The sequence below is a fragment of the Roseobacter fucihabitans genome (assembly GCF_014337925.2).
Taxonomy (GTDB): domain Bacteria; phylum Pseudomonadota; class Alphaproteobacteria; order Rhodobacterales; family Rhodobacteraceae; genus Roseobacter; species Roseobacter fucihabitans.
The window spans coordinates 1443510-1458771 of sequence record NZ_CP143423.1 but is presented as its reverse complement, the minus strand read 5'-3'; the positions used below and the strand labels follow the sequence as shown (position 1 = coordinate 1458771).

At 58.7% G+C, this 15262-nt stretch carries 12 protein-coding genes and 3 pseudogenes; 9 read left to right on the top strand and 6 right to left on the bottom strand.

The features are described 5' to 3' along the window. Positions 1–136 precede the first annotated feature (136 nt). Complete coding sequence (dusA, locus tag ROLI_RS07270) at positions 137–1138, bottom strand: tRNA dihydrouridine(20/20a) synthase DusA (RefSeq protein WP_187432374.1); 1002 nt, start codon at positions 1136–1138, stop codon at positions 137–139. Between the two features lie 113 nt (positions 1139–1251). On the opposite strand from dusA, the pseudogene ROLI_RS07265 reads away from it, so the two are divergent. Continuing rightward, positions 1252–2340, top strand: a pseudogene (locus ROLI_RS07265) (site-specific integrase). Positions 2341–2429: 89 nt separating this feature from the next. Continuing rightward, positions 2430–3623, top strand: coding sequence for a DUF932 domain-containing protein (locus ROLI_RS07260; protein ID WP_338469247.1), 1194 nt, complete (start codon positions 2430–2432; stop codon positions 3621–3623). A 61-nt stretch (positions 3624–3684) separates the two neighbouring features. On the opposite strand, the gene ROLI_RS07255 is transcribed toward ROLI_RS07260, so the two are convergent. Beyond that, positions 3685–4038 carry a hypothetical protein gene (locus ROLI_RS07255; protein WP_338469246.1) on the bottom strand — a complete coding sequence of 118 codons (354 nt, stop codon included), beginning with the start codon at positions 4036–4038 and terminating at the stop codon, positions 3685–3687. A 77-nt stretch (positions 4039–4115) separates the two neighbouring features. Here ROLI_RS07255 and ROLI_RS07250 point away from each other — a divergent pair. From ROLI_RS07250 to ROLI_RS07220, 7 genes and pseudogenes are all read left to right on the top strand, one after another. Then, positions 4116–5245, top strand: a protein-coding gene (locus tag ROLI_RS07250) for an IS3 family transposase (RefSeq protein WP_338469156.1) whose coding sequence is annotated in 2 segments (ribosomal slippage) — positions 4116–4362 and positions 4362–5245 — 1131 coding nt in all. Because the reading frame shifts where the segments join, the coding sequence is not laid out codon by codon here. A 38-nt stretch (positions 5246–5283) separates the two neighbouring features. Next, a pseudogene (locus ROLI_RS07245) lies at positions 5284–6114 on the top strand (type IV secretion system protein); the annotation flags it as partial. Continuing rightward, entirely contained in the window at positions 6114–6797 is a 684-nt protein-coding gene (trbF, locus tag ROLI_RS07240; RefSeq protein ID WP_338469245.1) for a conjugal transfer protein TrbF, read from the top strand. The pseudogene ROLI_RS07245 and the gene trbF, both read left to right, overlap by 1 nt. Then, positions 6794–7773, top strand: a pseudogene (trbG, locus tag ROLI_RS07235) (P-type conjugative transfer protein TrbG). The gene trbF and the pseudogene trbG overlap by 4 nt, the downstream one beginning before the upstream one ends. Then, positions 7770–8969 carry a TrbI/VirB10 family protein gene (locus tag ROLI_RS07230; protein ID WP_187432340.1) on the top strand — a complete coding sequence of 400 codons (1200 nt, stop codon included), beginning with the start codon at positions 7770–7772 and terminating at the stop codon, positions 8967–8969. Before trbG ends, ROLI_RS07230 begins: the two are co-directional and overlap by 4 nt. Further along, entirely contained in the window at positions 8966–9238 is a 273-nt protein-coding gene (locus ROLI_RS07225; RefSeq protein ID WP_187432341.1) for a DUF2274 domain-containing protein, read from the top strand. The genes ROLI_RS07230 and ROLI_RS07225 overlap by 4 nt, the downstream gene beginning before the upstream one ends. A gap of 484 nt (positions 9239–9722) precedes the next feature. After that, positions 9723–10634 carry a VPLPA-CTERM sorting domain-containing protein gene (locus ROLI_RS07220; protein ID WP_187432342.1) on the top strand — a complete coding sequence of 304 codons (912 nt, stop codon included), beginning with the start codon at positions 9723–9725 and terminating at the stop codon, positions 10632–10634. Positions 10635–10810: 176 nt separating this feature from the next. Here the strand turns inward: ROLI_RS07220 and ROLI_RS07215 are convergent, their stop codons facing one another. From ROLI_RS07215 to ROLI_RS07200, 4 genes are all read right to left on the bottom strand, one after another. After that, on the bottom strand, positions 10811–12139 hold the full coding sequence (locus ROLI_RS07215) for an alpha/beta fold hydrolase (RefSeq protein WP_187432343.1): 1329 nt from the start codon (positions 12137–12139) through the stop codon (positions 10811–10813). A gap of 12 nt (positions 12140–12151) precedes the next feature. Continuing rightward, positions 12152–12526, bottom strand: a complete 375-nt coding sequence (locus ROLI_RS07210) for a hypothetical protein (RefSeq protein WP_222869727.1) — start codon at positions 12524–12526, stop codon at positions 12152–12154. Between the two features lie 561 nt (positions 12527–13087). Beyond that, positions 13088–14284 carry an IS91 family transposase gene (locus ROLI_RS07205; protein ID WP_187432295.1) on the bottom strand — a complete coding sequence of 399 codons (1197 nt, stop codon included), beginning with the start codon at positions 14282–14284 and terminating at the stop codon, positions 13088–13090. Between the two features lie 10 nt (positions 14285–14294). Beyond that, a complete protein-coding gene (locus ROLI_RS07200) occupies positions 14295–15167 on the bottom strand; it encodes a tyrosine-type recombinase/integrase (protein WP_187432294.1) in 873 nt (290 codons plus the stop codon). Between the last annotated feature and the right edge of the window lie 95 nt (positions 15168–15262).

Here is a 15262-nt window from a genome sequence, read left to right as displayed (position 1 = left end):
CAGCGCAAACCCTACACGCAAATTGCAAACATCCGCAATCCAGACCACGTCCGCAATTTCCAGCCCCAGGCCCCTAGGCAGCGTCGCGCCAACCAATCCCCGCCCGAAAGCCCTAAATCGCGACCCACCGGGCGGGTTATCCCGCATGCCGCTCCAGGTCATGCTGTAAAATCTGGTCCAGCGCCTCGCGCACCAATTCCGGTCCCGCATCCGGCTTATGCGCCCCCTCCGACAGAATCCGGCGCCACGCGCGCGCGCCAGGGCGGCCGGTGAACAGGCCCAGCATATGGCGCGTGACCTGCCCCAGCTTGCCTCCCGCGCTCAGATGCGCCTCAATGTAGGGCAGCATTTGCAGGACGGCATCCTGTGGCGTTGTCGCGGTATGTGCACCGAAAATCCGCCGGTCAGCGTCGCATAAAATCGCCGCCGGATTGTGATAAGCTGTGCGCCCTATCATCACCCCATCCAGGCCAGCATCGAGGAACGCTTGCGCCTGATCCAGGGAGGTGATGCCGCCGTTGATCGAAATATGAAGGTTCGGAAAATACTCCTTCATCCGCATCACCAAAGGATAATCCAGCGGGGGAATGTCGCGGTTTTCCTTGGGGCTGAGCCCCGCGAGCCAGGCCTTGCGCGCATGGATGGCCACACGTTCGCAGCCTGCGGCCACGATATGGGCGAGGAACTCGGGAAGCGCGACTTCGGGGTCCTGGTCATCCACACCGATGCGGCATTTCACCGTCACCGGCACCGAAACCGCCGACTGCATGGCTCCAAAGCACCGCGCGACCAGCGCTGGTTGCTGCATCAACACAGCCCCGAAACACCCAGATTGTACCCGGTCCGACGGGCAGCCCACGTTCAGATTGATTTCGCGATACCCGGCCTGTTCACCCAAAATAGCGGCCTGCGCCAATTCCTGCGGGTCAGAGCCGCCTAATTGCAATGCAACCGGATGTTCCTGCTGAGAATACGCCAACAGATGCACAGCCCCACCCCGCACCAAAGCGGCGGATGTCACCATCTCGGTGTAAAGCAATGCATGCTGGCTCAGCTGGCGGTGCAGATAACGGCAATGCCGATCCGTCCAGTCCATCATAGGCGCAATAGACAATCTAGCGTGTTGATTTATTTGCATTTTTTTTGTATCTTCAAACTGTTGGCGGCGGTTGCTGCTACGCTGCACTACGCCCCAATATCCCCGAATTTGCCCCTCTACGACGACTCATTGCACACACAGCGCACACGAAAATGGCCTCCATCACAAAACTCCCCTCCGGTGCTTACCGGGTCCAGATCAGACGAAAAGGCCGCTACGCGAGCGAGACGTTTCTCCTGCGCGATGACGCCCATCGCTGGGCGCGTCAGGCGGAGACCCGGGTGGATCAGGGGTTAGCCCCGAACAAGTCATCCGTCTCACGTCTCGCAACCTTCGGCGATCTGATCGATCTTCACATAGTGGATATGTGCGAGGTAGGCAAACCGCCGCGCCGCAGCAAGGCCGCAACTCTTGCCGCCTTGAAGCGCGATCTGGGCAAGGAGCGGATCGGGCACCTCGATCGCCAAAAGATGATCGATTATGGCAAGATGCGCGCGGAGCAAGGTGCGGGACCGGTGACGCTTGGCATCGATATCGGCGTTACCAAGATGATCATAACCCATGCCGCCGCTGTCCATGGTCTCGACATATCCTCCGAACCCGTCGATCTGGCTCGTGTCGCCCTCAAGCGGCTCGGGCTGATCGGCAAGGGCACCGAGCGGGATCGCCGACCCCGCAAAGATGAGTTGAACCGGCTCTTCCGCTGTTTCGATGACAACGACCGGCTCACCCTGCCAATGACTAGGATCGTGCAGTTCGCAGTGGCCACGGCCATGCGGCTCGACGAGATTTGCCGGGTCGAATGGACGGATCTCGACCTTGATCGCCGCATGCTCCTGATCCGCGACCGGAAAGACCCACGCAACAAGACTGGCAACGACCAGCGGATCCTGCTCTTTGCCGCCACTGGGTTCGACGCCTGAGCGCTGGTTACGGCGCAGGCGAAGCAGCTGAGGCGCGCCAAGAGCCGGATATTCCCCTATAATTCGCGATCCGTCGGAACAGCCTTCCGGCGCGCCTGCGTCGAGGTCAGTATCAAGGACCTGCACTTCCACGACTTGCGCCATGAAGGCACCATTCGTCTGTTCGAAGCAGGCTTCGCCATCGAACAGGTCGCGCTGGTTGCCAGGCACAAGGATTGGAAGATGCTGCGCCGCTACACGCATATTCGCCCCGAGGCGCTGCACGGATTGGCTGCGGCGCGCGCGCCCTTTCCGTCCGCCAACCTCGCCGCCGAATGACTCGAGAGTAAGAGGAAAGCAGTCCCGATCCGTGACGGGTTTGGAGGTCGAGAGAGAGGCTTTCGGCCACCCGTCGCGGGAGAAAACCCATGAATACCGAAATTATCGATGCCGGACGTGTCGCCAGCGGCGGCTACAAAGTGGATGTGTCGCGCGGCACGAATGTGGACCGCGTGTCGTCCGAATGGTTTTCGCGGCCAGATGACGAGCGGTATCTGTCGCTCGACGATCTGTTTGCCTCGGTCAAAGGCCGGGCGGAGCGGAGCCGGACGCGCACGGTCGAAAGCGCTGCGATCCGCGTCGAGGCGCATCGCGACAACCCCGAGAAGTTGGGGCTGATTTTGCCTGGAGCTGATGAGCCGATTGCGCCAACGCATTGGAGCTTTGGCCAGCTCTCCAGCCTCGTCGGCGCGCCTGCCGCTTATCTGCGTCAACTGCCCGCGCCGCTTGCTGGGATCAACTTGCAATACGGGCTGACCAACCATCGTGCCGAACAGATCAAGACGCTGGAAACCGCAGATGGACGCACCGAACTGCGTGCCGTGACCGGGCCCGACTATGGCCGCATCTACGATCACGAGCTGGTCTCTGCCGTCCAGCGTATCGCGGGCAATGGCACTGGCGACACGCGTTGGAAGGTGCCGGGTGTGCTCGACTGGTCGACCGGCATCTACAATCCGCGCGTCGATATCACCAAAGACACCACCACGCTCTACGCCTCGGATCGCGATGTCTTCCTCTTCCTGGTCGACGATCTCAACCCGATAGAAGCGGGGCTGTTGCCTGACGGCACGCCAGACCTTTATTTCCGGGGGTTTTACTGCTGGAATTCGGAGGTCGGGGCCAAGACCCTTGGCATAGCCAGCTTTTACCTCCGCGCGGTCTGCCAGAACCGCAACCTCTGGGGCGTGGAGGATTTTCAAGAGATCAAGATCCGCCACTCCAAATATGCCGCGTCCCGCTTCGCGCATGAGGCGGCCCCAGCGCTCACCCGCTTTGCCGAGTCTTCGCCAGCCCCATTCATCGACGGCATCCAGGCATCACGCGAGAAGATCGTCGCGCGGACAGACGAGGATCGTCAGGACTTCCTCCGCAAGCGCGGGTTCTCGAAGGCGGAATCGGGGCACATCGTCGAGACGGTGTTGGCCGAGGAAGGCCGCCCGCCCGAAAGCGTCTTCGACTTCGTGCAGGGTATCACCGCGGTAGCTCGGTCGAAGCCGCAGCAGGATGCGCGGTTGGTGATGGAGGGGAAGGCGAAGGCGCTGTTGGAGAAGGCCCGCTAGGGGTAGAGCCTGCGCGCGTCTTCTTTTCCAACTCGCGCGCAGCCGACCGTTTTAATATCCATCAAAGCCAATAGTTCGGGACTGCTCGCCTTGCTGGCACACCCCGCCTTTCAATTTTGGCAATCGACATGGCAATGGATTTCGCCGTCCCGTCCTGCTTTTTCTCAAGGGTGCTCATTTTTCTAGCGCCTCCTAAGACAGCAATTCCGAGGCTAGTTGTTCCGGCCGCCGCCAGTGGCCCACCCCAGTGCGCCCCTAGTGCTGCCAGACCGATAGTAGACGCCGCTTCAAATGCGAAAAGAGTACCCGCAGTGAAACGGTCGCGGCCAATTTGTTTCTTGATACTGGTTAGCTCATCGTCGATGCTATTTCGTGCGTCTTCTAGGCGTTCGAGAAGGGTCTCTTGATCTTTCATCTCCAAGTCCAACTTGGTCTTGCCACGTTTTAGTTCCGGTCTCTTTCGAGCAATGTTTGCTATGAAGGAGATAGAGAATGGCACCGAGATACACAGACGAGTTTCGTCTTGATGCAGTACGCATCGCAACGACCAGTGGGCTGACACGACCGCAAGCGGCAGCGGATTTAGGAGTTGGGCTTTCGACGTTGAACAAGTGGGTTCAAAAGCATCAGCATGACAACCTGATGTCGGGTCCTCACGAGGATGTCGAGAAAGAGAACGAACGCCTTCGCAAGGAAGTTCGGTTGCTTCGCGAGGAGAGGGAAGTGTTAAAAAAAGCGGCAATCTTCTTTGCAGGCCAAAGTCGGTGAGGTTCGCCTTTATCGACGCCTGGAAAGAAGAATGGCCTGTCGAATTTCTTTGCCGCGTCATGCAGGTTACGTCGCGAGGATTTCGCGCGTGGCGAAGCCGCCCGATGAGCCAGCGACAGCGCGACGATATGGTGATCCTGGCGCATATCCGCGAACAGCACCGCTTAAGCCTGCAAAGCTATGGCGGGCCTCGCATGACCGAAGAACTGCAAGAACTGGGTCTGCAAGTTGGGCACCGGCGCGTGGGCCGCTTAATGCGGGAGAATAGCATCAAAATCATCAGGACCCAGAAATACAAGGTTACGACCGACAGCAATCATGCGTTTAACATCGCCCCTAACTTGCTGGGCCAGGACTTCTTTGCAGATGGTCCAAACCAAAAGTGGGCCGATGACATTTCCTACATCTGGACCAGTGAGGGCTGGTTGTATCTGGCAGTGATCCTTGATTTGTATTCCCGTCGTGTCATCGGTTGGGCGGTTAGCAATCGTATGAAGCGGGATCTGGCGATCCGAGCATTGGATATGGCTGTGGCACTGCGGCAACCGCCGAAGGGCTGCATGCATCATACGGATCGCGGGTCGCAATATTGTTCAGGCGACTATCAGAAACGGCTGTCTAAACACGGCTTCCAAGTTTCGATGAGCGGTAAGGGAAACTGCTACGACAATTCCATGGTTGAAACGTTCTTCAAATCACTCAAGGCAGAGCTGATTTGGCGCAACCGCTGGGAAACCAGGCGTAAAGCCGAAGGGGCGATTTTCCAGTATATCAATGGGTTCTACAATCCACGACGGCGGCACTCGTCATTAGGTGGCAAAAGCCCCTTGGCCTTCGAACGAAAGGCTGCCTAAATGAGTTGAGAGACCGGAACGCAACCGCGACAAGACCACTATTGTCCTTCTTCATTCTTGCCATCCAGCTGTTCGTCACACTGATCGAGTTCAAGCTGGCCACGCTGGCGGGCTTCATCCTTGTGCCCTTTGGCCTGTTCAACAAGACAGCCTTCATGGCCGAACGCGTGCTGGGCCTCGTCATTTCCTCACGCGTCAAGGTACTGGTCCTTGCCGTGATCGTTGGCATTGGCTCCACGATCTTTAGCGAGTTCACAGCCGGGTTCGCGGGCGAACCCACGATCAACGACGCCATGTCCGTGGTCCTGGGCGCACTTGCGCTGCTCGCACTTGGCATCTTCGGGCCGGGCATCGCCAACGGTATCGTCTCCGGCGGCCCCCAGCTCGGCGCAGGTGCTGCGGTCGGCACCGGGCTCGCTGTTGGCGGCGCGGCGGTTGCAGGTGCCGCCGGAACCCGGATGGCCCTTGGCACAGGCGGCGCGGCGTTACGCGGGGCAAGTGCTGTCGGCAGCGGGACAGCGACCGCATACCAGCTGGGTGCGGCCTCCCACAGTTCGAACCTCCGCAAGGCTGCCGGTGGCATGGCGGCGGTTGGCCGCGCTGGCGCCATGACCGCCATGAGTCCGCTCAGGCGTGCGATCTCTGAGGGCGCGCAATCCGGCTCCCACGCCGCATATGCCGCAACCGGTGGCAAGTTCGCCGGAGGTGCCACGCCGCCTCCAACCACAGGCGGGCAACCTGACTGGGCACGCCGGATGAAACGCCAGCAATCCCTCCAGCACGGCCTGTCTACTGCAGCCCATGTCGTCCGCTCCGGCGATCATGGCGGCGGCGGTACGGTCGTCAGCCTCTCCGAAAGGTCCTCATGATGTTCCGACGATCCAGCGTCCGCTATGGCACAACGCCAGAACCCATCACCCCCTACCAAAAGGCCGCCCAAGTCTGGGACGAGCGCATTGGCTCCGCCCGTGTACAGGCCCGCAATTGGCGCATCATGGCGCTCGGCTGCCTCGCCCTCACCACCGGAATGAGCGCAGCGCTTGTCTGGCAATCCACACGCGGCACCGTCGTACCTTATGTGGTTGAGGTCGATAATCTCGGCGCGGCGCAAGCCGTTACCCCTGCCCTCGCCGAATATCGCCCGACCGACCCGCAAATCGCGTGGCATCTGGCCCGGTTCGTCGAAAACGTCCGACAGCTTCCCGCCGATCCGATCGTGCTGCGCCAAAGCTGGCTGCGCGCCTATGACTTTGCCACGGATCGAGGCGCAATTGCGCTCAACGATTATGCACGGGTGAACGATCCCTTCGCCCGCGTCGGCGACACGCAGGTTTCCGTCGAAATCTCGAGCGTCATCCGCGCCTCGGACTCCAGCTTCCGCGTCGCCTGGGTCGAGCGCCGGTATGAGAACGGCCAGTTGGCGGCAACCGAACGCTGGACCGCCATCCTGAGCGTCGTGATCCAAACCCCGCGCGATGCGGAGCGGCTCAGAGCCAACCCGCTCGGTGTCTATGTCCATGCCATCAACTGGTCGAGGGAGAGTGCTCAATGACCCGATTTCCACCCATCCCCGTTCTTCTCATCGCGGCCACGGCGCTGACAGCCTGCGCCGGGCAGCGCCCACCCGAGATCGCCTATGACGATCAAGTCCCGGCGCTCGCCCCGCCCCCACCACCGCCCCCAGCCGAAGGACCACCGCGTCCGGTCCACACCCCCCGGCCTGGACACCATCGCGTGGTGGCGATCCGGATGCGGCTACGGCAGAGGCGCGCATTATCGCAGCCAATGCCGCCGCCCGGGTCGAGCCCCGCCAGGAAGGCTACTACAACGCCATGCAGGTCTTCCCATGGAGCGAAGGCGCGCTTTACCAAGTCTATGCCGCCCCTGGGCAGATCACGAATATCGCGCTCGAAGCGGGCGAGCGCCTGACCGGCCCCGGCCCGATCGCTGCTGGCGACACGGCGCGCTGGATCATCGGCGACACCACCAGCGGCGCGGGCCGCACCGCCCGCGTCCATATCCTGGTGAAGCCGACGCGCCCCGACATCACCACCAACCTTGTCGTCAACACAGACCGGCGCACCTATCACATCGAGCTGCGCGCAAATGAAGAGGCTTGGATGCCAAGCATCGCATGGGCCTATCCGGCGGAACGGATGACACCGCGCGCACCAATCTTGCGCCGACCGACAATCCCGACCGAGGCCGACCGGCACTACCGATACGGTCTACAAGGCGACAGCCCCGCCTGGCGTCCGACTTCAGTCTTTGATGATGGACGCCGCGTCTATGTCGTCTTCCCACCCGGCATCGCCCAAGGTGAAATGCCGCCCCTCTTTGTTATAGGAGCGGACGGGCGCGGCCAGATCGTCAACACACGTGTGTCTGGGAACGTGCTGATCGTCGACCAACTGTTCGGCGCAGCAGAACTTCGGCTTGGTGCGCGGCAACAGGAAGTGGTGCGGATTGTAAGGACGGACGGGGTGCAGCGCCGTCCAAACGCGCCACAGACGGAGCCGATACGATGACCCAGCCAACCAACACTGAAGAACCACAGAACCGCGAAGAAGACATTGCGAAGGAGCTGCGCTTGCGTCCCGATCCGCCTCGGGTCATGCGCCTGTCCCGCCGGGCCATTGCTCTCGCCACTGCCATCGGCGGGTTGGGCCTCGGCGCGGTTCTGATCATCGCCCTGCAGAACAACCGGCAGGCCGACACCCAAACCGAACTCTTTTCCACCGAACGGATTCAGGCGGTGGAGGGGCTTTCGACACTGCCCAGAGATTATGCCGACATTCCTCGTCTCGGCCCACCCCTCCCGGGAGAACTGGGCCGCGCCATCCTTGGGGCGCAGGACCGCGGCCAACCAGTTCCGGCACCTCCCCTCACAGGCCTGGCACCGCCAACAGTCGATCCCGAGGAACAACGCCGCTTGCAAGAACTCGACGCTGCCCGCCTGAGCACCCTTTTCGCCGAAGCGCAAACCGTGCCGCGCGGCGGAACCGCCGTGACCCCGACATTGCCCACGACCGGCACTTTGTTCCCCTCAAGTCTGAATACCCAGACGGCCAGCGATTCGGTCTCGAGCCGGGAGGCGTTTCTGACTGGAGCCGGTAATACGGACACGATGAGCACCGAACGCATCACGCCGCCACCTAGCCCCTACATCCTGCAGGCTGGCACCGTCATCCCAGCGGCCCTCATCACGGGATTGCGCTCCGACCTTCCTGGCCAGATCTCGGCGCAAGTGACCACGAACGTCTATGACAGTACGTCCGGGCGCTACCTTCTGATCCCGCAAGGGGCACGTCTGCTGGGAGAATACGACAGCCGTATCGCGTCTGGCCAAAGCCGCCTCCTTCTGGTCTGGACCCGCCTGATCCTGCCGGACGGCAGGTCGATTGTGCTGGAACGCGAACCCGGCACCGACCGCACGGGCGCGGCTGGGCTCCAGGATCGCGTGAACTACCACTGGGGCCGTGTGTTCCTTGCCGCAGGTCTCGCCACGATCCTGAACATCGGGATTGAGGGCGGTGGCGAAAGCAAGGATGACGTTGCCACAGCTATCCGCGAAGCTGCGCAGGACACAATCGGCCGTACCGGCGACGAGATCGTGAGCCAACAGATCGCCGTGCCGCCGACACTGATCATCCGCCCGGGCTTCCCCGTCCGCGTGATGGTCACGCGCGATCTTATCCTTGAACCCTTGGGAGTAGTGCGATGACCAAATTGAAGCTCGGGCCGATCCCCGATGAAAAGCCGGTCAAACTAACCGTGGAACTGCCTGCAGATGTGCACCGTGACCTCTGCGACTACGCGGTGGTTCTCGGTCAGCAAACCGGCCAAGACCTAGAGCCCGCCCGCCTTGCAGCGCCGATGCTTGCCCGTTTCATGGCCACCGATCGCGGATTCGCCGCCGCCCGAAAAGCAGGTTCCAGAACCAACAAGAAGAAGTCGGACGCACCTTCACCACCAAGTTCCGACCAAGGCTAAGCGTCTGGCAATGCAAAAAAATTGGTATGGACTGCACTGCACACGAAACGCACAAACGCCGCGCCTAAACGCTTTCAGTCGCTAACGTTTCGACCCAATCCTCCATCGGCCGATCGGAGTGCATCTCGAAATCATTGCCAACACCGGATCTTCGTTGGCTCAGCGGCGAATGCCGAGTCAGAGCCCTAAGTGCACCAAGTTTTGGCGCACTCGAACGTCCGTTCTGCTGCAACCAGAAAATTACATTTTGCGAGACAAAAAACCTAACGCGCTGTACGGCCAAGTGGCCAACGGGTGCCCTAAGGTCTGACGGTTAAGTAGATAGGCAAATACCGACGTCTTGCGCTCTTTTTTCGCCACATACAGCAAATGCAGTATGAGGCAGGCCAGTTTCCAAGATATCTCTGATCCGTCGGAGGTTGAGAGAAGTTTCGCTTGTATGTCTCCGGCACGGCGAACTTTTGTATTTGGAAAGAATTTGACCATGAAGTTTTTAATGAAAGCAACAATTGGCGCAGTGCTGGTTTTAGCGCCAAATTTGGCTGTCGCTGCGACAGTGAGTGTGGCGAGTGATTGCGGTGGGTTTGGCGAAACAGTAACCGGTTCTGGGGATCTTTTCGTGTCCGCGAGCGGATCCATTACAGGTTGCGGGGGCAATGCAAAAGCCACTGTTGGCAGTGGCTATCTGGGTGCTTTTGCAAACGTCAGCACATCGTCTTCGTTTGTCAGAGGTGGCCGTTCACAAGCGACCGCAAGTGTCAGTTATCAGTTTTTGATTGCCACGCCGACTTCCTACACGGGCGGCGATATCGATGTTCAGGTCCGGTTTGGACTTGATGGTTCCATTGGTGGATCAACGGACACGAATGATACAGAAGATTCTCTGCGCCAGGCACGAATCGACGCCACCTATCAGTTAAATGGGTTCTCAAGTACGAACAATGGTTCTGATTTTCGCAGGACTCGCCGGGAGTTTCTGGCGGAGGAATACGATAGCGCAGGTACAGTCTCATTCGGTCCCACCACTGGCTCATCGATCGTCTCTGAGGTGCTGAGCATTGATCCACGTGGGGGGCTGACGGTCAATTTCACGTTGGAAGCCTTGGCAAATATGGTGTCGCAAAACAACCAAGTGTCAGTCACAGCCAGTGCTTTTGACACATTCGGTTTTGCATCTGACGGTCCAGCTTTCATTTTGCCGGAGGGCTTTTCGATCAGTTCGCAAGAAGCAGGTATCGTGAACAACTATTGGATCGACCCGCGCAGTCCCACACCACAAGTGGTCCCCCTCCCGGCATCAATGCCAATGCTTCTTGCAGGCCTTGCCGGTTTGCTGATGATCAGGCGAAATAATCCAAACGCTAAAAAGCAGCGGCAGGTGACCGTGAGCGTGTAGGACGTGGCAGTATTTCCAATGCCGATTGCGCTCTTGAAGTACTTGTCCTTCTTTGATGTCGACTAAGAACTTGAAAATTATGCTATTTTTAAGGCTCTGTCGATTTCAGCATCGGGGTAAGTATTTGCAAGCATGATTGTATTGGCCTGTTTAAACCAACCGAGTGTCGGCAAATTTTAGTCGGCGATGTCTAAATTGTCGTCGCACAGTCTCTCGATCAAGATATGGGTGTGCGTCAAAAAAGTGAGGAATCCGCCGTCGTCAACCCGCGTCAGTTTATGTGGCGCTGACGTAGTCGCGGCCAAGGCATCAAAGTTGTCGATCACGCCGATAGGTTCTTTCGCGCCTTGCAACCATTCGACAGGAACTTTGCAAGATGACAACCAGTCAGTCCAATTTCCTGTAGCGCAATAAAGGTCAGCGGTGGCTAAGCTTGTCCCTTGTGCCACGCATGCCTCAAAAGCTGCCTCGAACTCGCGCAAAACGTCTGGCCGTCGCGATGCCGCAACATCTGCTGAGTGCTCCCGAAGCTGTAAGGCAACAAAACTGCGGGTTCCCATCAGCTTCCAAGCTTTCAAACCAGCCCCAACCATCAGCGAAAAAAGGCCTGGAGTGCGGGAGGAAACATGCAACAGCGCGGTTGCCCAAGGTGATTTGGATTCAGCAGCATGCAGGTGCGGCGCTGGTGGAAAAGGGCAAAGCAGTAGGATGCGACTGATGTGGTCAGCGGCCAACTCACCAAGCCTGTAGGCGTAAGCGCTTGATGTTGAATGCCCGACCAGAACGCAGGTTTCATGTCCTAGCTGTGACAAAAGTGCCTTTAGGTCCCCGGCCATCACTTCAGTGTAATCCGCCTCTTTAGGAGCAGGGTCGGTTCCACCGTAACCCGGGCGGGCGAGCGTCGTAACGCACAGCCCTGCTGCGGCGAACTGCTGCTCAACGACTGCCGGGAATGTAGAAAGGGTAATGTCTGGAATGACGACAATAAGTTTCCCCTGCATGTCTCCGGCAAGCGTGGCTTCGACCGAGCGACCTCCTGGGCGCAGAATACCGGAGGATTTGCGGAACGGATGTCTAGCGACTTCCGCTACCTTGGAGATGTCGGTTTGGAATTGAGCGAGTGCGAGCGCATTGCGCATCAAGTCGGCCTGGCTCGACACGCCAGCCTTGGTCATGATGGTTTGCATTTGGGTGCGCACGGTTGCCAGAGATCGGTTCCGGTTTCTCGCTATCTGCGGCAGGCCAGCGCCTCTCATGAATGCCACTAGAATTTCACACTCAGCATCGGTCAAATCCAAGGCTTCCATCAGTATATTGGATATTTGCGGCTCAAAATGTGGGTCGATGATGATCAGCAGTGCCGTTTGATCTGCATTTCTAACAGCGTGCCTCGTCAGCACTGCAGCATTGAAAGTACGGTTGTCGTCGGTGCTGTAGGCACGAAAAAAGCTGACCTCGCTGGCAACGTTTCGTTTTCTAAAACTGTTTCCAATCGCCTCGGACAACAGACCGCCACCTTAGAGTGCGAAGGGCAATGCATCGATCAAATCGCCCTGGTCGATTGAGAGCGTTTCCATTGCCGCGATATTTTGTTCGATAACACGCCCGTTCGCATGCACAATGATGGCTGGATTGGGAAAAGCACTGAGCATTTGCCGAATTTTGGGGCCCGCCAAATCTGTCGACATGTTCTCTGAGGCCGCCTCAAGTGCTTCCTTTGCGTCTTCTTCAAAAGAAGCGTCTAGGACCGGCGACGACTCAAAACAATCGTTCCAGGCTTTGAGAAATGCGTCAAACGCGAAAGGGTCTGCAGCATTGTCGCGCAGCAGGTCCTTAAGTGATCTTTGCGGACTTGAACCATTCATTGCGTTGAAAACTAGCGAATGCGGCAATCGCAGTACACTTTTAAAACTGTAAACTGATAGGCCCTTAGCTTACGCCAACGATTTTTTCGTGGTTTTCCCCAACCTTTTCTGCAGCGCAGGTGTCTGGCAGGACTATTTAATTTGCACAGCGCTTACTTGGAAATGTCGAGTGGATAACCACGTTATCTGTTGCGCAACGTGTTCTTATCGCCGCAAGACATCGGGCAAAGTGCAATCAGTGGATTTTGCCAGGAGCAGACATTCAAACTTCCGCAACCAACGGCAGCAACGTCTAAGGTTTGTGGCTGCTGTCAGCGCGAGCTGCAGCGGCGACAAATCCGACAAGGAGGAAAGCGCGGGCAGGTTTCGTTGCTATGGAGATTGTGCGTTACGGCTGTGGCAGTCGATATACCGATCGGCGGACGCTACGGCCCTGAGAGGCGCGGACCAGTTGGTCGTCTCGGTCTGATGTCGCTGATTGATCGCGTTTTCCACCATCATTAGCCAGTTTTGGCGCCGGTTTCATTAGACTGGCCGCAATGATTGGTCCGGCGTTCGCTTCATACGATGCTGGGTCTGATCGGTTTTTCATGCGGCCGCCTCCCATGGTGGGGCGCGGGACTTTGGTGTTTGACCCCGCAAGAAAGTCTCGATGATGATCATGGTGCCACCACATTTGGGGCAAAGCGGATGGGCGTCTATATTTTTGAGATCCTCATTTTCTCCCTCAACCGGCGTCTGTTCAGGTTCCGTATCAAGCAAACGCCTGATCTTGCTGATCCGGTCGCGACGGATACCATTGGCGAGGAAGCCCGTGTGACGGATGCGGTGGAAGCCGGATGGCAGAACGTGGATCAGGAAGCGGCGGATGAACTCGTCCGTTGGCAAGCGCATGACCTTCATCCTGTCTCCGCGTCTGATGCGATAGTCTTTCCACCGGAAGGCCACGGTGCCCGCGTCGGCACTGACCAGACGATGGTTGGAGATCGCCACGCGGTGGGTATAACGGCTTAGATAGGCCAGCACCGCTTCCGGCCCGCCGAAGGGCGGTTTGGCGTAAACGACCCAATCGGTTTTGCGCAGCGGCGAGAGATGTGCAGCGAAGGTGTCGGGGTCTGCCAGCTTTGCAAGATCGCCGAAGAACTTAAGCTTGCCTGCCTTGTGCAGTCTGGTAAGTCCTTCGAGGAACAAGCGCCGAAACAACTTCGACAGGACCTTCACCGGCAGGAAGAACCCAGAGCGACAGGCGATCCATCGTGTTCCATCTGGTGACAGCCCACCGCCCGGCACGATGATGTGCACATGCGGGTGGTGCGTCATCGCGGATCCCCATGTATGCAGCACGCTGGTCATGCCGATCTTTGCACCCAAGTGCATTGGGTCGGCGGCGATGGTCAGGAGCGTCTGGGCCGACGCCTTGAACAGCAGGCCATAAACGGCGGCCTTGTTCTGATAGGCAATGTCGGCGATCTGGGCTGGCAGCGTGAAGACCACGTGGAAGTATTCGACCGGCAGAAGGTCTTCCATGCGCGCCTGCATCCAGTCCTGTCCCGCAGCACCCTGGCATTTTGGGCAGTGCCGGTTGCGACAGGAGTTATAGGCGATGTGCTGGTGGTCACACTTGGTGCACGTCGCAACATGCCCACCGAGCGCAGCGGTCCGGCAGGCCTCAATGGCCGACATCACCTTCAACTGTGGCAGATTGAGATGCCCTGCATGTTCCCGGCGATACGCAGGTCCATGGGCGCGGAAGATATCTGCGACTTCCAGCTTGGGACGGGGCATTGGATCGGGGTCAGCCGGAACCAGCCTCCCGTCGCAACAACAAATCAAGCGGGCTGGTTACGTCCTGGATCGTTTTGGTGGCCACCTTCGTATAAACCGTTGTCGTCTCCAGCTTGGCATGGCCCAACAACACTTGGATCACCCTTATGTCTGTCCCGCCCTCCAGCAGATGCGTCGCAAAGCTGTGCCGCAACGTATGGGGCGACACCTTCTTCTTGATCTCGGCAAAGTCACACGCCACGCCAAAGGCGCGGTTGAACTGCCGTGTCGAGATCGGATCGACCCGGTTGCGACCTGGGAACATCCAACCTCTCGGGCGCACCTCACGATAATAATTACGCAACAGAGCAAGCAGAGTTGGCGACAACATAACCTGCCGGTCCTTACGCCCCTTACCTTGCTCGATCCGGATCAACATCCGGTCGCTGTCGATATCGCCTACCTTGAGATGCGTGACCTCGCTGGCCCGGAGCCCGCCGCCATAGGCAACGCTGAAAGCTGCGCGATAACGAAGACCTGGTCCGGGCGCGGCTTCAAGAATGCGTGACACTTCCTCCGCGCTCAGCACCACCGGGATCTTCTTCGCCGCGCGCTGATAGCGCATGTGACGCTTCATCTCAGGGCGCGGGCAAGTTGAGGCATAGAAAAAACTCAACACTGTCAGCCGATTGTTGAAGGTTGGCGCGCCAACGCCGCGCTCCTTCATATCAAGTTGGAACGCCCGCAGTTCCTCAGGCGTCGCGCTATCTGGGGCATGACCCAAGAACCCGGTAAAGTCCCGCATTGCGCGCAGATACATCGTCTGCGTCTTCGGCTGCAGCCCCTTGATCCGCATATCTTCAAGAAAACGCTGGCGAAGCTTCGGTACATATTGATCGGTCATCAGACCCTCCTGACATTAGATTGAGAAGGACCCAATCGTCAGACAGGTTCGTCAGTTCGCAAAATCCAAGACGCTCACATCAACGCGCAACACCG